The organism is Streptomyces xinghaiensis S187, from assembly GCF_000220705.2.
In the GTDB taxonomy this organism is placed as follows: domain Bacteria; phylum Actinomycetota; class Actinomycetes; order Streptomycetales; family Streptomycetaceae; genus Streptomyces; species Streptomyces xinghaiensis.
The window spans coordinates 6,069,452-6,089,185 of the sequence record NZ_CP023202.1 but is presented as its reverse complement, the minus strand read 5'-3'; the positions used below and the strand labels follow the sequence as shown (position 1 = coordinate 6,089,185).

Here is a 19,734-nt window from a genome sequence, read left to right as displayed (position 1 = left end):
ATGTAGTGGGCCCCGAGGTCGGGAACGGCCATGGGCTTCGGCTTCTGCGCGGTCTTCGCCGCGGAACTCCTCGCCGCGGAGTTCCGCGGCCGCCTTCTTGCCCCCGCACGCGCAGTCCTGCGGACGCACCCCGCACCCCACACCCCGCACCGCGCCCCCTTCGGGCGAGCGCTCCCGGTTTCCTGACGGTCCGGTCTCTCTTAGCTTTCTGACGGTCCGATCGCTCCCTCCCTCCCGGCAGCGGGCAGCAGAGGACCGCACACAGCAGGCCCCGCCCCGTGCGGGGCCGTGGGCCGGCACCGGCGACTGCCACCCGTATGGCTTTCGCTCTCCCGGATGCCACGGACTTGCGCCCGACCCCCCTTTTCCCCGGGTCCGGCACGCGCAGCGGGGCCGTCTCCCGCGGCCATCCGTGCGGCCCCACGCCCCGCGCCGCACCCTGTCCGCCGTGGGATTCCGGGGATTCACGAGAGCGTGGCCGCAACCGCCCGGGTCCACCCCGGCGCTCTCCAGGGTCATTATCATGGCGCGCCGAACATCACATTTCCGCAGGAATCCGGCAGGTGATTGTTACCTTCTCATCTCGGTCGATGACATGAAAATTCTAGGCCGTCCGGGTCATCGCCCTCCGCGTTCTTTCCAGTCAGTTCCACGGGAGTGCCCCGATGGCGTCACCGAATTCCGTAACCCAGAAGGCCGGGGAGCAGCCCGCCCCCGATTCCCCTCCGGCCTACGATTACGAGCGGTACAGCAGACTCGCGGGACCGCTCCACGACCCGGTAGAGGAAGAAAAGCCGTACCGGGTGGCGTACCGCAGCCTGCTGGCGCAGGAACCGCACCGGATCCGCGCCACCCTGCTGCTCTGCGCCGCCCCCCTCTTCTCCGCGCTGCTGCTGTTCTGGCTGCTCCAGCCGGCGCACTGGGTGCACCGCCCGTACGTGTCCGGCTGGGAATCCGCCGCGGACACCACGATGCTCGTCTCGATCGGCCTCATCGAGTTCTTCCGGCTGTGCACGGTCTTCTCGAACGCCCACGCGACGCTCGTCGCCCGTGACCCCGTGCCCGTCACCCCCGAGCCCGGCACCCGGGTCGCCTTCCTGACCTCGTTCGTGCCCGGCAAGGAGCCGATCGAGATGGTCACCAGGACCCTGGAGGCCGCCGTCCGCATCCGGCACCGCGGCACCGTGCACGTCTGGCTCCTCGACGAGGGCGACGACCCGGCGGCGAAGGCCGTCTGCGCCCGCCTCGGCGTCCGCCACTTCACCCGCAAGGGCGTGGAGAAGTGGAACCAGTCCACCGGCCCGCACCGCGCCCGGACCAAGCACGGCAACTACAACGCCTGGCTGGACGCCCACGGCGGGGACTACGACTTCTTCGCCTCCGTCGACACCGACCACGTGCCGCTCCCCAACTATCTGGAGCGCATGCTCGGCTTCTTCCGCGATCCGGACGTCGCCTTCGTCATCGGCCCCCAGGTGTACGGGAATTACGACACCGCCGTCACCAAGGCCGCGGAAAGCCAGCAGTTCCTGTTCCACGCGCTGATCCAGCGGGCCGGGAACGCCTATGGCTCCCCCATGTTCGTCGGCACCTCCAACGCCGTCCGCATCAAGGCCATCCAGGGAATCGGCGGCCTCTACGACTCCATCACCGAGGACATGGCGACCGGTTTCGAGATCCACCGGGCCAGGAATCCGGAGACCGGGCGGAAATGGCGCTCCGTCTACACCCCCGACGTGCTCGCCGTCGGTGAGGGGCCGGCCGCCTGGACGGACTTCTTCACCCAGCAGCTCCGCTGGTCGCGGGGCACGTACGAGACCATCCTCAAGCAGTTCTGGAAGGCCCCGTTCTCCCTTCCGCCGGGCCGGCTGCTCAATTACGCGCTGATGGTCGTCTACTACCCGATGACGGCGCTCAACTGGCTGCTCGCCGCCCTGAGCTGCCTGCTCTTCCTCGTCGTCGGCGCGTCCGGGCTGCACGTCCCCGCGGAGATCTGGCTGATGCTGTACAGCGACGCGGCGGCCCTGCAGATCGGGCTCTACATCTGGAACCGGCGGCACAACGTCTCCCCGCACGAACCGGAGGGGTCCGGCGGACTGGCCGGCATGGCGATGTCCGCCCTCTCCGCGCCCATCTACGCCAAGTCGCTGGTCGACGCCGTACTGCGCCGCAAGAGCTCCTTCGTGGTGACGCCCAAGGGCGACTCCGCCAGCCCCGACCGGCTCGCCACCTTCCGGATCCATCTCTTCTGGGCCGCGGTCTTCGGCGGATCGGTGGTGGCCGCCCTCTTCCTGGGCCATCTGCACGCCGCCATAACGGCCTGGGCCCTGCTCGCCGTCGCCCTGTGCCTCGCCCCCGTGCTCGTCTGGGCGGCCGGCGGGCGGCGGAGGCGGAGCACGGTCGCCGCGGTCCCCGCCGTCCCCGCGGCCCGGGCGGACTCCTCCGCCGGACCGGCGGGCACGGACTCCGCCCGCCGCGACCCGGCCCGCTCCCCCGCCGTCCCCGCCGCCGTCCCCGCCGCGTCGACGGCCTCGCCCGCGCCCGCGTGCGCGCCGACGGCCGCGTCCCCGAAGCGTGACACCCCCGCAGAGAAGGACCCGCTGTGCGCCATCTGATCACCCCCCGCTTCCGCACCACGGCCCTCGGCGCGGCCGCTTTCCTCGCCCTGGCCGGGCTCAACGCGCCCGCCGCCATCAGCTACGCCGAGCGCACCTACCACGCCTACAAGATCGAACAGCCGGAGTACAAGGCGCGGTACGGCCACTGGGACCTGCTCGGCGTCCCGGAGAAGTACCGGGTCAACGCCATCCACGCGGCGCTGCTGCACACCGGCAAGGTGCTGCTGATCGCCGGGTCCGGCAACAACGAGAAGATGTTCAAGGCGGGCACCTTCAAGACGCTGCTCTGGGACCCGGAGAAGAACACCTTCCGGCTGATCCCCACCCCCGAGGACCTGTTCTGCTCGGGCCACGCCCAGCTCCCCAGCGGGAAGCTGCTGGTGGCCGGCGGCACCGCCCGCTACGAGGTGCTGGAGGGCAAGGTCGAACGCGCGGGCGGCGGAATGCTCGTCAAGAACGAGGACCCGGACCGGCCGCACCACTTCCCCCGCGGCACCGTCTTCCGTTCCCCGGACGGCAAGCAGTACCGCACCACCCGGGCGTTCGAGCTCCCCGCCGCCGAGAAGAAGAAGCGCAAGGGCGGCAAGGTCACCGTCACGGCGAGCGAGGAGCGGGTCTTCGTCGAGGCCGTGCGGAAGGGCCGGAGCCAGGTCACCCGGCGCCCCGCCCAGTACTCCGTCGACGGGCTGAAGGGCGCGGACCGGCGGAACGTCTACGGTCTCGCGCAGTCCCTCACCCTGGACAAGCAGGACTACCACGGCCTGGACGTCGCCTACGAGTTCGACCCCGTGGCCGAGCGGTACCTGCCGGTCGACCCGATGGCGGAGGCCCGCTGGTACCCCACCCTGGCCACCCTGAAGGACGGCCGGGTCCTCGCCGTCTCCGGTCTGGACGAGATCGGCCAGGTCGTCCCCGGCAAGAACGAGGTCTTCGACCCGGAGACGCGGACCTGGTCGCCCGCGCCGGAACGTTACTTCCCCACCTATCCGGCGCTCTTCCTGACCCGCGGCGGAGACCTGTTCTACTCGGGCTCCAACGCCGGCTACGGCCCCGCCGACAAGGGCCGCGCGCCCGGGCTGTGGAACGTGGAGAAGAACACCTTCCGCCCGGTGCCCGGCCTCGCCGACCAGGACCAGCTGGAGACCTCGGCCTCGGTGCTGCTGCCGCCCGCCCAGGAACAGAAGGTGATGGTGCTGGGCGGCGGGGGCGTCGGCGAGTCGCCCAAGTCCACCGCGCGCACCGCCGTCGCGGACCTGGCGCGGAAGGACCCCCGCTTCACCCCGGGGCCCGATCTGCCGCAGGGCACCCGCTATCTCTCCAGCGTGCTGCTGCCGGACGACACCGTCTTCACCACCGGCGGCTCGGAGGACTACCGCGGCAAGGGCGAGAGCGACATCCACAAGGCGCAGTTCTACCTCCCGGAGGAGAACGCGTTCCGGCCCGCCGCGTCCCCGGTGGTGGGCCGCAACTACCACTCCGAGGCGCTGCTGCTGCCCGACGGGCGGGTGGCCACCTTCGGCTCCGACCCGCTCTACGCCGACCCGGACAACAACCAGCCGGGCACCTTCGAGCAGCGCGTCGAGATCTTCTCCCCGCCGTATCTGCACCGGGGCGAGCGGCCGCGGATCACCGGCGGGCCGGACGGGGCCGAGCGCGGCGACACGGCCGTCTTCACCGTCGAGTCCGCCCGGCGCGCGGCCCGGGCCCGGCTGATGCGGCCCAGCGCCGTCACCCACACCACGGATGTCGAGCAGCGCTCCGTCGAGCTGGGACTGGAGCGGCGGAGCGGCGGGCGGCTGGCGCTGACGGTGCCCGAGGACCCGACGCTGGTGCCGCGCGGCTGGTACATGCTCTTCGTGACGGACTCCGCGGGTGTGCCCTCGAAGGCCCACTGGGTGCACATCCGCTGACGGACCGCCCGGCCGCCGTCCCCCTCCGCCGGCGGCCGGGCCCGCCGGCCCGCAGGGGCCCGGGCTCCGCTCACCGGGAGTACAGCTCGGCGATCTCGGCCGCGTACGCCTTGACGATGGCCCCGCGGCGGAGCTTCAGGGAGGGGGTCAGCAGGCCGCCCCGGACGCTGAAGTCGTGCGGCAGGACGCGGAAGGCGCGGATGGACTCGCTGCGGGAGACGGCGGTGTTGGCGCGGGACACCGCGCGCTGGATCTCCTCCTGCAGCTCCGCGTGGCGCACCACCACCCGCAGGTCCATGGGCTGCTGGAAGCGGAGCCGCTGCCAGTGGCCCACGGCCTCCGGGTCCAGGGTGATCAGGGCCGCGATGAACGGCCGGTTGTCCCCGACGACCAGGCAGCGCGAGATGAGCGGGTGCGCGCGGAGCCGTTCCTCCAGGATGAGCGGGGAGACGCTCTTGCCGCCGCTGGTGACGATGATGTCCTTCTTGCGCCCGGTCAGGTGGAGATAGCCGTCCTCGTCGAGGTGGCCGATGTCGCCGGTGGCCAGCCAGCCCTCGTGCAGCACCTCCTCGGTGCCCTCCCGGTCGTCGAGGTACCCGGCGAAGACGTTGTCCCCGCGCACCCAGATCTCGCCGTCCTCCGCGATGTGCACGGCGCATCCGGGCAGCGGGCGGCCGACGGTGCCGAACTTGGGGCGGCCGATCGGGTGGCCGGTGACGGCGGCGGCCGTCTCGGTGAGGCCGTAGCCGTCGTAGATGGTGACGCCGGCGCCCGCGAAGACCAGGCCGAGCTCCCGGGAGAGCGGTGATCCGCCGGAGACGGCGTGCCGCACCCGGCCCCCGAGCACCGCGCGCAGCCGGGCGTAGACGGTGCGGTCGTGCAGGGCGTGCTGGACGCGCAGCGCGGGCCCCGGTCCGGCGCCGCGGAGCAGGGAGCGCCGTTCGGCGGCCTCGGCGTAGCGCATGGCGACGTCCACGGCGTGGTCGAAGGCCTCCAGTTTCTGGGCCTGTTCGGCCTGCCGGCGGGCGGTGCGGTAGATCCGTTCGAAGACGTACGGCACGGCGAAGAGGAAGGTGGGCCGGAACGAGGTGAGGGCGGGGAGGAGTTCGTCGGAGGACGGGTCCGGCTGGTGGCCGAGGCGGACGCCGTGGCGCTGGCAGGCCACCTGCACCATCAGGCCGTAGACGTGGGAGAGCGGGAGGAAGGCGAGGACGGCGGGCTGTTCGCCCGGTTCGGCGAGGAGTTCGCGCCAGCCCTCGATGAGGGTGTCGCACTCGAAGGCCAGGTTGGCGTGGGTGATCACGCAGCCCCGGGGGCGGCCGGTGGTGCCGGAGGTGTACGTGATGGTGGCCGCCGAGCCGGGGCTGACCCCGGCGCGCATCCGGTGCACCAGGGCGTCGGGGATGCCGCGGCCCAGGGCGGACAGCTCCTGGACGCAGCCCTCGTCGAGCTGCCAGATGCGGCGCAGCTGGGGGAGGTCGTCGCAGATGGCGCCGACGGTCATCGCCTCGTCGGCGTGTTCGACGACGACGGCGGAGGCGCGGGTGTCGGAGAGGATCCAGTGCACCTGCTCGGCGGAGGAGGTGGGGTAGACGGGGACGAGCTGGGCGCCGATGGACCACAGGGCGTAGGAGAAGAGGGTCCATTCGTAGCGGGTGCGGGACATCACGGCGATGCGGTCGCCGGGCCGGACGCCGTCCGCGATCAGCCCCTTGGCCAGGGCCGTCACCTCGCTGCGGAAGCCGAGGGCCGTGACGGGGAGCCAGCGGATGCCGCCGGGGCCGTCCTCGCGCCGGGAGAACTGCACCCGGTCCGGGGCCCTTTCGGCGATCTCGTACACGGAATCCGCGAGACCTCCCGTACGGAGCTTCTGCACCAGGGGCGGAAGGCTGAGTTCGCGCACCGCGTCACCTCTCTCGAACCCGTACCCGCCGCGGCGGGGCCGTCGGCGAGCGCAAGTTACCGTTCGGAATCCTCAACTGCCTAGGGGTGGCCCGGTGTTCAGCACTCGAAAGAGTGATGATCGGACGGTAGGGCCCGGGTCCGGGGACCCGGGCCCTACCGTCCCGTGCCGTCGTGGGGGGTCAGCCGCGCGGTGCCGCGGTGCCGGCCGGGGGCGCGGGGTCCGCGGGGTCCGCCTGCGCGGCCGCGGTCCGCTCCAGCTGGAACGCCTGGTTCCCCAGCCCGATCCGGCGGTGCACCTCGGGCCGCACGGAGCGCAGCACCAGTCCGTAGACGAGGCCGCCGGCCACGGCGAGCCCGATGATGCCGGGCAGGACCCAGCGCAGCACCGAGCCGGGCTCGGCGCCCAGCAGCACGTCGAAGTCCTTCACCGTGTAGACGATGATCGTGAGCATCGCGGCGCAGGCGATGCCGGAGGAGAGAAGCCGCCAGGCCTGGGCGCGGGCGGCGCCGCGGCGGACGAAGAAGGCGATGACGGCCGCGGAGGCGGTGGCCATCAGGACGATGACGCCGAGCGCGCCGACGTTGCCCATCCAGGTGAAGAGGTTGAGCACCGGGGCGGTGGGGTCGCCGTGCGGCTTGTCGTCGGTGAGGGCGAAGACGGCGATCACGGCGATGGAGACGGCGCTCTGCAGCAGCGATCCGGTGCCGGGGGCCCCGCTGGTGCGGGTGGTGCGGCCGAGGGCGGCGGGCAGCAGGCCCTCGCGGCCCATGGCGAAGGCGTAGCGGGCGACGACGTTGTGGAAGCTGAGCATGGCCGCGAACATGCCGGTGACGAAGAAGACGTGCATGACGTCGGTGAAGGCGGAGCCGAGCCGGCCCTCGGTCAGGTGGAAGAGCAGGCCGGCGCTCTGCTCCTGGGCGTCCTGGACGATCCGGGCGGGGCCGGAGGCGATGTTGAGGGCCCAGGAGCTGAGGGCCAGGAAGAGGGCGGCGAAGCCGACGGCGAGGAACATGGCGCGGGCGACGACGACCTGCGGGCGCCGGGTCTCCTCGGCGTAGACGGGGGCCTGTTCGAAGCCGACGAAGGAGGCGAAGGCGAAGCAGAGCGCGGTGCCGAGGCCGGCCCCGGCGAGGGTGCCGGGGTCGAAGGCCGTCAGGGAGAGGCCCTGGGGGCCGGGGTCGCCGATGGCCGCGACGTCGAAGATGACGACCATGCAGACCTCGATGACGAGCAGCACGCCGAGCACCTTGGCGCTGAGGTCGATCTTGAGCCAGCCGAGCACGCCGACGACGAGCGCGGCGGCGAGGGCGGGGATCCACCAGGCGACGGTGAGGCCGAGGTAGGTGTCGGCGAGTCCGCTGACCTCGAAGCCGAAGATGCCGTAGATGCCGACCTGCATGGCGCTGTAGGCGACGAGGGCCACGACGGAGGCGCCGGCCCCGGCCGTGCCGCCGAGGCCGCGGGCGATGTAGGCGTAGAAGGCGCCGGCGTTGTGCACATGGCGGCTCATCTCGGCGTAGCCGACGCTGAAGAGCAGCAGGACCACGCCGAGGAGGACGAAGATCAGCGGCTGTCCGACGATGCCCATCACCGCGTATGTGGTGGGCATGACACCCGCGACCACGAGGAGGGGCGCGCTGGCCGCGAGGACGGAGAGCAGCAGGCCGCCCAGGCCGATGCGGTCCGCGCGGAGCGCCCGTTCCTGGCCCTTGTACGTGCTGATGGCGGAGTTGTTGTCCGTCAGCATGGTCACCTTCCCGCTGGTTGGGGTCTGTCAACTGGTAAGAGGTGGTGCCGGACGCGCGGCGGGCCGGTCACCGGATGTCCGTTCCGCCGGTGGCGGCGGCATGGGCCGCGCGGTAGGTCTTCCGGGGGTCCCGGTCGGGGTAGGACCAGGGCTCCTTGGTGGCATGGCGTCCGATGCGGTGGAAGAGGGCGGCGGCCTCCCAGGGCCGGCCCTCGTGGTACTTGGCGTGCGCCAGGAAGTTGAGGTCCACCAGGCGGCGCGGGTGCTCCTCGTAGCCCCACTCCAGCCACCAGTCGAAGGCGGCCTTCATGACCTGGCGGGCCCGGCGGCTCTTCCAGTGCCCGGAGCGGGTGGGGTCGCGCGGCTCGATGCCGGCGTGGGCGAGGACCCGGTAGCGCTCGGTGTGCGCGATGACCGGCAGGGCGCAGAGCGGCGAGTCGGCGGGGGCCTGTTCGGCGGCCCAGGCGGCGAAGTCGTAGACCTCGTGGAAGGGGTCGTCCCGGTCGCCCTGCTGGTGTTCGGCCAGGCAGGCCGTCATGAGGTGGTGCGCGTGGTGGTGTTCGCGGTGGCGGCCGCGCACCTGGTCGAAGATCTGCAGCCGCTCCTCGTCGGTGCCGGTGTGCCGGGCCAGGATCAGCAGGGCCAGCCAGGGGGACGGGTCGGCGGGGTACATCCGGGCGGCGGCCCGGCAGACCTCGCGGGCGGCGGCCGGGTCCTCCTTGCCGCGCAGCGCGCGGAAGACCTTGGCGCAGGCGTACAGGGCGGCGGCGTCCACGCTGTCGGGCTCGGCCAGCCGCCACTCCTCGGCCCAGGCCGCGCTGTTGGGCTCCATGCCGAGGACGACCAGCCGGTGGCCGCGGCGGTCCCAGTCCCGGCCGGTCCTGGCCAGCAGGGTGCGGCTCTCACCCCAGCGGCCCTGTACGAGCGCGTCGCGGACCCCGGCGAGCTCCGTGTCGTCGAGGGCCGGGTCGAAGGCGAAGCCGTCCTTGTTGCGGGATCTGCCCAGCGGGGGCGGTGGCGGCGGTGGAGGGGTCATCCGTGAGCTTCTTCCTCCACGGCAACACGCCACTTTCCGCCCGGTATGGGGCACTTGTCCGTGCATCTGGCGGACCCGCCGGCGGCGTGATCTCCGCTACACCGACCGATGATCACAGACAGCAAACCGTTAGTCACCACTCCGCGTCAAGGCGTCCCCGGAGGACCGTTTCCTCACCGGATGGTTGTTTACATCTTGTTGATAATCGGGCCCGCCCGGCAGCCGCCTCCCGCAGTGTATGACCGCAGGCCGGGGGCCCGTTCCGGGGGGAGAGCGGATTCCGTCCCCGGGGACGGCCGCGCTCCGCCTTCACCCCTCGAAGGAATTCCCCGGCCCCTGGTGGTTGGATGGGGTCATGGCCGGAACTCCGTTCGGAAAAGTGCGTGCGGCGGCCGCCGGAGTGCGGCTGTGGTTCTCCCCCGCCCGGATCCGGTCCCAGGGCGAGACCCCCGACTACCGCTTCTCCCTCGCCAACGAGCGGACCTTCCTCGCCTGGCTGCGCACCGCCCTGGCCCTGGTGGGCGGCGGCTTCGCGGTCGCCCAGTTCCTGCCGGACCTGCACCGCTCGGTACGGGCCACCGTCGCCGTCGTGCTGCTGGTCGGCGGGGCGCTGGTGGCCGCGCGGGCGGTGAACCACTGGGTGCGGGTGGAACTGGCGATGCGGCGCGGCGAGGACCTGCCCTCCACGCGCTTCCCCGCCCTCCTCGCGGCCGGGGTGATCCTGGTCTCCGCGGTGATGGTCATCACCGTGGCCGTCGGCTGGGCGGGCTGATGACGGAGACGGCCCCGCGCGACCCGGCGGCACAGCCCGAGCGCACCGGTTTCGCCTGGCGGCGTTCGACGCTGGCGGGCACGGTGGCCGCGATCCTGGGCGTGCGGCTGGCCCTGCACGGCGACACCGGTGCCGTCGCCGCCGTGGCGGTGGCCCTGACGGCCGCGGCCTGGCTCGTACTGCTGACCGCCGCCCACCGCAGGATCCGGGCGCTGGACCGGGCGCGGCCCGGGGCCGTGTCCGTAGGATCGGTCACGCTGGCGGCGGGCTGCGTCGTCGCCATGGCGGCGTGCGGGACCCTCCTGGTCCTGTGACGCGGCGCCGCTCCGGCGCCCGGCCCGGCTGTCAAGTGCCGCCCGGGTCTGGACGTCATACCGACTGGTCGGCATGATGAGCGGGACGTCCCTTCCCCCAAGGAGCAGTGATGAGCAAGGACCACCCGCCCGGCCTCGATCTGGACCGCCTCCGCGGCCATCTCGACCGCGAACGCCCCGGGCTGGTGCGGGGGCCGCTGACCGCCCGGCTGATCGAGGGCGGCCGGTCGAACCTCACCTACGCGGTCACCGACGGCACCTCCCGCTGGGTGGTGCGCCGGCCGCCGCTGGGCCATGTGCTCGCCACCGCCCACGACATGAGCCGCGAGCACCGGGTGATCAGCGCCCTGCACCCGACGGCCGTACCGGTGCCCGAAACCGTACTGCTCTGCGAGGACGAGTCCGTCATCGGCTCCGCCTTCTACGTCATGGAGTTCGTGGAGGGCACCCCCTACCGCAAGTCCGAGGAGCTGGTCCCGCTGGGGCCGGAGCGCACCCGCGGGGTGGTGCTCGGACTCGTCGACACCCTGGTCGCGCTGCACGCCGTCGAGCCGGAGGCGGTGGGCCTGGGCGACTTCGGGCGCCCGGAGGGCTTCCTCGACCGCCAGCTGCGCCGCTGGGGCAAGCAGCTCGACGCCTCCCGCAACCGCGAGCTCGCCGGGATCGACGAGCTCCACGCCTCCCTGGGCAAGGCGCTGCCCGGCTCCCCCGCGCCCGCCGTCGTCCACGGCGACTACCGGCTGGACAACGTCCTCGTCGGCCCCGACGACTCCGTGCGGGCCGTCCTCGACTGGGAGATGTCCACCCTCGGCGACCCGCTCACCGACCTGGGGCTGCTGGTGATGTACAGCGGTCAGCGCGCCCTGCCCGGCATGCCGATCAGCACCACCGCCGGCGCCCCCGGCCACCCCGCCCCGGCCGAGCTGATCGAGCGCTACGCCGCCGGCTCCGGCCGCGACGTCTCACGGATCGCCTGGTACACCGCGTTCGCCTACTTCAAGCTCGCGGTGATCCTCGAAGGCATCCACTACCGCTACACCCTCGGCCAGACCGTCGGCTCGGGCTTCGACCGCATCGGCGCCCTCGTCCCGGTCTTCATCGACAACGGCCTCACCACCCTGCAGGAAGGCTGAGCTCATGGATTTCGCATTCGACGCCCGTACCGAGGAACTCCGCGCGAAACTCCTCGCGTTCATGGACGAGCACGTCTACCCGGCGGAGCGGACCGCCGAGGAGCAGCGGGCCGGACTGGCCTCCCGGTGGGACACCCCGCCGGTGGTCGAGGAGCTCAAGGCCGAGGCCCGCCGGCAGGGGCTGTGGAACCTCTTCCTGCCCGACGAGCAGTACGGCGCCGGGCTGACGAACCTCCAGTACGCCCCGCTGGCCGAGATCACCGGCCGCAGCCCGCAGCTCGCGCCCACCGCCCTGAACTGCGCGGCCCCGGACACCGGCAACATGGAGCTCCTCGCCGAGTTCGCCACGGAGGCGCAGCGCAAGGAGTGGCTGGAGCCGCTGCTCGCCGGGGAGATCCGCTCCGCGTTCGCGATGACCGAGCCGGAGGTGGCCTCCTCCGACGCCACCAACATCGAGACCCGGATCGAGCGGGACGGCGACGAGTACGTCATCACCGGCCGCAAGTGGTACATCTCCGGGGCGATGAACCCGGACTGCAAGATCTTCATCGTGATGGGCAAGACCGACCCCGAGGGCGCGGACGTCCGCCGCCAGCAGTCCATGGTGCTCGTCCCCCGCGACACCCCGGGCGTCGAGGTCCGCCGGGCCATGAAGGTCTACGGCTACGAGGACGACCACCACGGCGGCCACGCCGAGATCGTCTTCGACCGGGTCCGCGTCCCGGTGACGAACCTCGTGGGCGAGGAGGGCGGCGGTTTCGCCATCGCCCAGGCCCGGCTGGGCCCCGGCCGGATCCACCACTGCATGCGGCTGATCGGCATGGCCGAGCGGGGCATCGAGCTGATGTGCCGGCGCGCGGTGTCCCGTACGGCCTTCGGCAAGCCGCTGGCCGAGCAGGGCGTCGTCCAGGGCTGGATCGCGGACGCCCGGGTGGCCGTCGAGCAGCTGCGGCTGCTGGTCCTCAAGACCGCCTGGCTGATGGACACGGTCGGCAACCGGGGCGCGCACACCGAGATCCAGGCCATCAAGATCGCCACACCGCGCACCGTGGTGGCCCTGCTGGACCGGGCGGTACAGCTGCACGGCGCCGCCGGCGTCAGCCAGGACACCCCGCTGGCGGAGCTGTGGGCCGCGGCCCGGACCATCCAGCTCGCCGACGGGCCGGACGAGGTGCACCAGCGCTCGCTGGCGCGCCGGGAGATCAAGCAGTACCGCTGACGGCGGGCTGCCGCCGCGGGCACCGCGCGGCGGACCGGGGCGGGCCCGGACCGGAGATCCGGTCCGGGCCCGCCCGGTTCCCGCCGCGTCCGCCGTCCCGCCGCGTGGCCGCCCCGCCGACTATGGCCGCAGGGCGCGCAGCAGCAGGTCGGCGAGGTGGTCGGCCACCTCCTGCTGGGTGAGCGGCCCCTCCGGCCGGTACCAGGTGGCCAGGTGGTGCACCGAGCCGAAGTGGTAGTCGACCACCAGGTCGGCCGGGGTCGCGGTGGAGAAGACGCCGGTGCGCTGCCCCTCCTCGATCAGGGCGCGGAAGCGCTCGTGGTAGCGCCGCCGCTCGGCCCGCACCTGCTTGTTCTTCTCCGGGCTCAGCTGGTGCATCGAGCGGAAGAAGATCGTCGCGTCGTCGAGGTGTTCGAGGGTGGTGACGACGACGTCGGCCGCCGCGCCCCGCAGCCGCTCCTCGACCGGGGCACCGGACTCCGCGAAGGCGTCGAGCCGCTCCTGCTGCAGGCGGAGCACCCGGCCGTAGATCTCGTGCAGCAGGTCGTCCTTGGAGCCGAAGTAGTGGTAGAGGGCGCCCTTGGTCACCCCCGCGGCCTCCACGATCTCCTGGACGGACGTCCGGTCGTAGCCCCGGTCCGCGAAAAGGCGGGTGGCGGCGGCCAGCAGCCGCTGCGGAACCGGTGCTCCGCTGCCCTCCGTCGTTCTGGCCATCACCGCCACCTTGCCTCTCTGCTCTCCGTGTCGTGCCGCGGCGCCGTGCCGCGCCGTCCTGGCATGCCGCCGTACCGCGCCGTCCTGCCGCCGCCCGCGCCCTCAGGCCCGGACGCGCAGTTCCCGCCGCAGGATCTTCCCACTGGCCGTCTTCGGCAGCTCCGGCAGGATCTCGACCTCCCGCGGGTACTTGTACGCGGCGAGCCGCTCCCGGCAGTACGCGACGAGCTCGGCGGGCTCGGCGCGGGCGCCGGGCCGCAGGCTGGCGTACGCCTTCACCGACTCGCCCCGGTACGGGTCCGGGACGCCCACCACGGCCGCCTCGCGGACCGCCGGATGACTGTAGAGGACATCCTCCACCTCGCGCGGCCAGACCTTGAACCCCGAGGCGTTGATCATGTCCTTCTTGCGGTCGACGACGTACAGCCAGCCGTCGGGGTCCATGAAGCCGATGTCGCCGGTACGCAGTTCGCCCCCGGGCAGCGCGGCCTCGGTGTCCTCCGGCCGGTTCCAGTATCCGGGCACGACCTGCGGCCCGCGCACCACGATCTCCCCCGGCTCGCCGAAGGGCACCTCCCGGCCGTCCTCGTCCAGGATCCGCACCAGGGTGTCGGCGCCGGGCACGCCGACCGCGAGCGTGCCGGAGACGGGGTCGACCGGCGCCTCCCGGTGCGGCGGGACGCTCGCGCAGGGCGCGGTGCACTCGGTCAGGCCGTAGCCGTTGCGGATGTAGGGGCCGAAGTCGGCGCGGAACTTCTCCACCAGGGCGGGCGGCAGCGGGGCCCCGCCGGAGGCGATCATGGCGAAGGAGCTGAAGTGGTCGCGGGTGCAGGAGGGGTGCGCGGCCAGCGCCATGAAGGCGGTGGACGGGCCGACGGTGAAGTCGGGCCGGTGCTCGGCGAAGGCGTCGAGGACGACCCCGGCCTCGAAGCGGTACGCGAGGGCGAGGGTGCCCGCGCCGGCGATGCAGGTGGCGACCTGGACGACCATGCCGGTGATGTGGAAGAGCGGGGCCAGCCCGAACACCCGGACGCCGTCGCCGAGTCCGGCACCGGCGCGCATCCGCTCGGCGTTGTGGGCGATGTTGCCGTGGGTGTTCATGGCGCCCTTGGGGGCGCCGCTGGTGCCGGAGGTGTAGCTGATGAGCGCGGTCTCGCCGCCCCCCGGCTCCCGGTCCGCCGGCGGCCGGCCGCCGCTCCGCGCGGCCCGGAGCAGGTCGGTGGCGTCCTCGGCGCGGGGCGCGCACTCCGCAGGCAGCACCCGGGTGTCGTTCCGGGTCTGCAGGTCCCGCTCCTCGGCGGTGTACGCCAGGCGCACCGGGGAGTCGGAGGCGGTCCGGCGCAGGAAGGCCTCCCAGGCGTGGCCGGAGCAGACCAGGGCGGTCACGCCCGCGTCGGTGAGGACGTGCGCGACCTCCCGCTCCTTGTACATCGGGTTGACGGGGACGACGATCCCGCCCGCCTTCCACGCCCCCAGCAGCGCGATCACGAAGTGGGGGGTGTTCTGCAGGACCAGCGCCAGCCGGTCGCCCCGCCGGAAGTCCCGTGCGGCGAGGTGCGCGGCGAAGCCGTCGGAGAGCTCGTCGAGCCCGCGGTAGTCCAGCCGGGCGTCGAAGTAGGCCAGGGCCGGGTGGTCCGGGGCCCGGCGCACCGCGTCGCGGAAGGCGTGGAGTGTGGTCTCCGGCGGATCGACGGGGGCCCGCTGGGCCTCGCTGAGCAGTTTGAGCCAGGGCCGGGCGGCGTAGATCGACTCGGGCATCGGGCGTCCCCTCCGGTTTCGGCTGCGGCCTGTCCGTACCGCGGCCCGCGGCCGGTGCCGGTGGCACGGGCGGCGTCCGCACCGCACACTAACCGGTCGGTATGTCACGGGGGAAGGGTGGCGGGAGCGGCCGGACGGCGGCCGCCGGGGTCGTTCCGCGCGGGGCTCCGGCGGGTTAGCGTGCGGGAGCACAGCGCAATCGCCGGGGCCGGCGCCGCCGCGCCCCGGTCCGACGCCGAGCCCGGAGGTGCTGGATGTCCCTGTCCCGGAGAAATCTGCTGGCGGTCACGGGAGCCGTCGGCGCGGTGGCCGCCACCGCCGCGCCCGCGGCCGGCGCCGAGGCGGCGGGCGGCCGGTCCGGGCGCCACGGCGGGCCCCGGGTCCGTACCGGCTTCGACCGGCTCGCGGCGGCGGGCTACGCGCCGCTGGAGGGGCAGAAGGCCGGGGTGGTCACCAACCCCACCGGGGTGACGGCGGAGGTGCGCCATCTGGTGGACGTCATGCACGCCGACGAGCGGGTGAACCTGACGGCCGTCTTCGGCCCCGAGCACGGCTTCCGCGGCACCGCGCAGGCGGGCGGCTCCGAGGGCCGGTACGAGGACCCGGCGACGGGCCTGCCGGTCTACGACACCTACCTCAAGAGCGGGCAGGAGCTGGCGGACATCTTCACCGCCTCCGGCGTGGACACGGTCGTCTTCGACATCCAGGACGCCGGCTCCCGCTTCTACACCTACATCTGGACGATGTACGACTGCATGGTCGCCGCCGTCCTCGCGGGCAAGCGCTTCATGGTGCTGGACCGGCCGAACCCCGTCACCGGGCGGGGCGCGTACGGGCCGGTGCTGGAGAAGGAGTTCGCCACCTTCGTGGGCCGGGAGCCGATCGCCCAGGCGCACGGCATGACGGTCGGCGAGCTGGCGCTGCTGTACAACGCCGAGTTCGTGCCGGAGGCGGCCGGCCGGGCGGTCGAGCTGGACGTGGTCCGGATGTCGGGCTGGCGGCGCGGCGACTTCTTCGACGAGACCGGGCTGCCCTGGGTCCCCCCGAGCCCGAACATGCCGACGCCCGAGACGGCCCTGGTCTACTCCGGCACCTGCCTCTTCGAGGGCACCAACCTCTCGGAGGGACGCGGCACCACCCGGCCGTTCGAACTGCTGGGCGCCGAGGGGATCGACCGCCGCTGGGCGGAGGCCGCGAACGGGCTGGAGCTGCCCGGGGTGCGCTTCCGGGAGGCGTACTTCCAGCCGGTCTTCTCCAAATTCCAGGGCCGCACGGTGGGCGGGGTGCAGCTGCACGTCCACGACCGGGAGGCGTTCGACCCGGTCCGCACCGGGATCGGGCTGCTGGTCACCGCGAAGCGGGTGTGGGACGGCTTCACCTGGCGCTCCGACCACTGGATCGACAAGCTGACCGGCAGCACCTGGGTCCGTACGGCGATCGACCGGGGGGCGGACACCGACGAGGTGGTGGCGGGCTGGCGGGCGGACCTGGCGGCGTTCCGCCGGGTGCGCGCGGAGCATCTGCTGTACCGGTGGTGAACGGCATGCGGGCGCCGGGGAGTTGACGGCCCGGGGCCCGGGCCGCCCGCACGCCGCCGGGCGGCGGCCGGTGGGTGCCGGCCGCCGCCCGGGGTGGTCGCCCGGAGCGTGACGTCTCAGCGGTGCCGGGGGAACTCCACCACCTGCTGGTAGGTCGGGCGGTTCTGCCAGTGGACGACCGGGTGCGTGATCCCGCCGACCGGCCGGTGGATGATCGCGTCCGAGCACCACTGGTCGCCCGGCTCGCAGTCCTCGTCGCCCGGGTAGACCTCGGTGGCCGGGGTGGCGGCCGCCCGGGTGAGCGTCGTCAGCAGGACCTCACGGCAGGCGGAGAGGTCCCCGCCGCCGCAGAACTCCTCCTCCAGACCACCCGCGACCGGCTCGCCGAGGACGGCCCGGAGGTCCTTGTCGACATAGCTCCACCAGCCGGCGAGGAAGGCCGAGCCCGCGTGCCCGCCCGTCGCGCCGTGGCTCGCGGACGGCGACTCGTCCAGCGGCAGCTTGGCGCGGAAGGCATCGTAGAGCGCGTCGCCGAGGCCGGGGGCGAACTGGGCCTCGACGAGCAGCGGCCACCAGGCGTCCATGGTGCGGATGGCCTCCGCGTGGGCGTAGGTCCGCGAGCCCGCCTTCGTCTCCTTGCGCTGGGCGCCGCCGGCCGCCCAGGACTCCAGCCGCTGGACGGCCTCGGCCGCCGCCGGGTCGCTCACGGCGCCGCCGCGCAGCACCTTCAGCAGCTCGGGCAGGACGGCTTCGCCGCGCAGGTCGGTGACCCCGGCCTCGGCCATGACGCGGGTGAGGGAGGCGCGGGTGACCCCGCCCCGCTCCGTCAGCCGCTTCACCCGGGTGTCGAGCAGGTCGCCGCGGTGGACGGAGCCGTCGCCGAAGCCGGCCGAGGTGTAGTCCTCCGCCTGCTTGTTGTTCCAGGAGATGTAGTAGTCCTGGTTCACCGACTGCGGGTGCTCGGCGGCCGGGGTGTACGCGGCGGTGTTGGGCCCGGGGTCGAACTCCCGCCACTCGTACGCCTCTTCGGCCTTCACCGGCAGTGAGGCGTCGACGCCCCCGGCCCGGACCGGGTTGCTGCCGCTGTTGAAGTAGGCGGTGTCGCGGGAGTCGGCGTAGAACCAGTTGAAGGTGTAGTTGACGTGCTCGGCCGCGCGCTGGAAGGACTTGGCGTCCGTGACGTAGCCGGGGTCGTTGAACATCTGGAAGCCGATGATCGACTCGGCCTCGTGGCGGTAGGTGGAGCGCAGCGAGGTGAAGGCGACCGGCTCGCCGTCCACCGTGGCGCGGTGGGTGACGATGCCGTAGTCGGTGCGGAACACCTGCATCCGGTAGGAGCCCTTGGCCGTGGAGTCGGCGAGGGAGGGCTTCCAGGCGTTGCGCTTCTCCAGCTTCTCCATCGGCTCGCAGGCGCCGCCGTCGCGGTAGTGCGAGGAGTCCTTGGTGGGTGCGGAGCCGTCGGGCTCGCACAGTTCGACGGCGTAGGTGTCGGTGATGTCCTGCCCGGCGGAGGTGGCGCTCCAGGCGTAGTCCTGGCCGCGGCCGAGCTGGACGTACATCCCGACGCCGGCGAAGGACGCGCCGCGGGCGCTGATGCCCGGGCCCTGGAGCTCCTGGAGCATCAGCAGCTGGGGCGCGAAGTAGCCGGTCTGCGGGCCGAAGACGGCGACGGGGTTGCCGCTCGCGGTGTGGGCGCCGGAGACCATCAGGGCGTTGGACATGCCGTGCGGCTTCGCGAACAGGTCGGCGGGGAGCACCCCGTCGTCGTGGAGGTTCCGCAGCTTCCGCAGGTGCGAGGGCGCCTTGACCGGGTCCTCGGCGTCCTTCACGGCCGTGCCCTCGCGGTCGTACACCAGCGGCTCGGCGGTCACGGAGCCCGGGTCGGGCAGGGCGGCGCCGCGGGGGTCCTCCGGCTTGCCGGCGTAGGGGAAGGACTCCCCGTCGTGCAGGGTGAGGACGGCCTCGGGGTCGTTGCGCTGCCGGAACGCCTCCCAGACGGCGGTGCCCTTCTCGGTGCCGTACTTCTCCTGCGCGGCGAGCAGCGCGATCGCGGACTGCACCTCACCGCCCCCGCCGCCGCCGAAGAGGGCGCCGACGACGGAGGCGAGCGCCACCATGTCGGTCAGCTCGAACTTCTCGATGGTGCCGATATTGGTGATGGCGTCGACATGCCCGGTGAGGACGTACTCGCCGGGGAAGTAGCGGCCCTTCTTGGCCTTCTCGATGTAGGCGTTGATGCCGTCGAGGTAGGCCCGGGAGTCGGCCATGGCCTGCGCGCCGCGCTCGCCGGAGGCGGCGATCCGGTCGATCTGCGCCTGCAGGTCGGCCTCGGTGTACGGCGCCTGCGGCCAGAACTGCTGCTCCAGGCCCTGGTTTCCGGCGGCTCCGCCCGCGAAGGGGGTGAGCTCGCCGCGGCCTATGTGGCGGAAGAGGTCCATCAGCCAGAGCCGGTCCTGGGCGGCGGCGTATCCGGCGCCGAACTCGGTGCCCTCGCGGGTGGTGCCCTGGATGTGCGGGACGCCGGTCTTCTTGTCGCGGGTGATCGTCACGTCGTCGCGGGGGCGGGTGACGGACTCGACCTGGTCCTCGGGAACGCCGAAGGAGGCGTCGTTGAAGAACTCGGCGAGGGAGGCGTCGGTGAGGGAGGGATAGCCGGCGACCAGGTCGGTGTACGGGCCGAGCTGGTCGGAGCTGTGCTTGGGCCGGGTACCGAGGGTGCGGTGGGCGAGGATGCCGGCGAGGGTGGCGTTGCCGTTGGCGCCGGGCGGGAGGATGTCGGAGCACTGGTCCGCGCAGTAGTCGTCCGCGGAGGCCGCGGTGGCGGCGGTGGCGGCGGTGGCGGCGGATGTGGCCGGCGCGGAGGCGGCGGCGGGCGGGGGCGGGGAGAGCAGTCCCGCGCCGAGGGCGAGCAGCGCGGTCATGAGAAGAGCCCCGCGCGGGCGCGGGACTCTGCGGCTGAGGGAACGCGTACGGCACCGGCGCATTCCTGCTCCTTCCAGAAGGGGGGTGCGCCGGACGTTACCGCCGGGTACAGCAGCACGGAAGGGAGCTGACACCAGATTTTCCGAT

At 72.9% G+C, this 19,734-nt stretch carries 13 protein-coding genes; 7 read left to right on the top strand and 6 right to left on the bottom strand.

The window, feature by feature from the left end:
* The first annotated feature begins 665 nt into the window (after positions 1 to 665).
* Positions 666 to 2,615, top strand: coding sequence for a glycosyltransferase family 2 protein (locus SXIN_RS25950; protein ID WP_107501177.1), 1,950 nt, complete (start codon positions 666 to 668; stop codon positions 2,613 to 2,615).
* Entirely contained in the window at positions 2,603 to 4,528 is a 1,926-nt protein-coding gene (gene glxA, locus SXIN_RS25945; protein WP_019708918.1) for a radical copper oxidase GlxA, read from the top strand. Before SXIN_RS25950 ends, glxA begins: the two co-directional genes overlap by 13 nt.
* 70 nt (positions 4,529 to 4,598) lie before the next feature.
* Here glxA and SXIN_RS25940 read toward each other — a convergent pair whose 3' ends face one another.
* From SXIN_RS25940 to SXIN_RS25930, 3 genes are all read right to left on the bottom strand, one after another.
* The gene (locus SXIN_RS25940; RefSeq protein WP_019708919.1) at positions 4,599 to 6,431 is read right to left on the bottom strand and encodes an AMP-dependent synthetase/ligase; all 1,833 of its coding nucleotides are present in this window, start codon (positions 6,429 to 6,431) and stop codon (positions 4,599 to 4,601) included.
* Positions 6,432 to 6,612: 181 nt separating this feature from the next.
* Positions 6,613 to 8,181 carry an APC family permease gene (locus SXIN_RS25935; protein ID WP_095757616.1) on the bottom strand — a complete coding sequence of 523 codons (1,569 nt, stop codon included), beginning with the start codon at positions 8,179 to 8,181 and terminating at the stop codon, positions 6,613 to 6,615.
* A gap of 67 nt (positions 8,182 to 8,248) precedes the next feature.
* Positions 8,249 to 9,217: a hypothetical protein gene (locus SXIN_RS25930; protein ID WP_019708921.1), complete on the bottom strand. Its 969-nt coding sequence runs from the start codon at positions 9,215 to 9,217 to the stop codon at positions 8,249 to 8,251.
* A gap of 355 nt (positions 9,218 to 9,572) precedes the next feature.
* Here SXIN_RS25930 and SXIN_RS25925 point away from each other — a divergent pair, with 355 nt between their 5' ends.
* The 4 genes from SXIN_RS25925 (at position 9,573) to SXIN_RS25910 (ending at position 12,655) form a co-directional block, all read left to right on the top strand.
* Positions 9,573 to 9,989 (top strand): YidH family protein, encoded by a 417-nt coding sequence (locus tag SXIN_RS25925; protein WP_019708922.1) that lies wholly within the window; start codon positions 9,573 to 9,575, stop codon positions 9,987 to 9,989.
* Complete coding sequence (locus SXIN_RS25920; RefSeq protein ID WP_019708923.1) at positions 9,989 to 10,303, top strand: DUF202 domain-containing protein; 315 nt, start codon at positions 9,989 to 9,991, stop codon at positions 10,301 to 10,303. The genes SXIN_RS25925 and SXIN_RS25920 overlap by 1 nt, the downstream gene beginning before the upstream one ends.
* A 110-nt stretch (positions 10,304 to 10,413) precedes the next feature.
* Entirely contained in the window at positions 10,414 to 11,436 is a 1,023-nt protein-coding gene (locus tag SXIN_RS25915) for a phosphotransferase family protein (RefSeq protein ID WP_019708924.1), read from the top strand.
* Positions 11,437 to 11,440: 4 nt separating this feature from the next.
* Entirely contained in the window at positions 11,441 to 12,655 is a 1,215-nt protein-coding gene (locus tag SXIN_RS25910; protein ID WP_019708925.1) for an acyl-CoA dehydrogenase family protein, read from the top strand.
* Positions 12,656 to 12,775: 120 nt separating this feature from the next.
* On the opposite strand, the gene SXIN_RS25905 is transcribed toward SXIN_RS25910, so the two are convergent.
* Both SXIN_RS25905 and SXIN_RS25900 read right to left on the bottom strand, forming a co-directional pair.
* Positions 12,776 to 13,369, bottom strand: a complete 594-nt coding sequence (locus tag SXIN_RS25905; RefSeq protein WP_039821245.1) for a TetR/AcrR family transcriptional regulator — start codon at positions 13,367 to 13,369, stop codon at positions 12,776 to 12,778.
* A gap of 102 nt (positions 13,370 to 13,471) precedes the next feature.
* Entirely contained in the window at positions 13,472 to 15,127 is a 1,656-nt protein-coding gene (locus SXIN_RS25900) for an AMP-binding protein (RefSeq protein WP_095757615.1), read from the bottom strand.
* 254 nt (positions 15,128 to 15,381) lie between these two features.
* On the opposite strand from SXIN_RS25900, the gene SXIN_RS25895 reads away from it, so the two are divergent.
* Positions 15,382 to 16,665 carry an exo-beta-N-acetylmuramidase NamZ family protein gene (locus SXIN_RS25895; protein ID WP_095757614.1) on the top strand — a complete coding sequence of 428 codons (1,284 nt, stop codon included), beginning with the start codon at positions 15,382 to 15,384 and terminating at the stop codon, positions 16,663 to 16,665.
* A gap of 116 nt (positions 16,666 to 16,781) precedes the next feature.
* Here SXIN_RS25895 and SXIN_RS25890 read toward each other — a convergent pair whose 3' ends face one another.
* Entirely contained in the window at positions 16,782 to 19,586 is a 2,805-nt protein-coding gene (locus tag SXIN_RS25890; protein WP_019708929.1) for a penicillin acylase family protein, read from the bottom strand.
* Positions 19,587 to 19,734 lie beyond the last annotated feature (148 nt).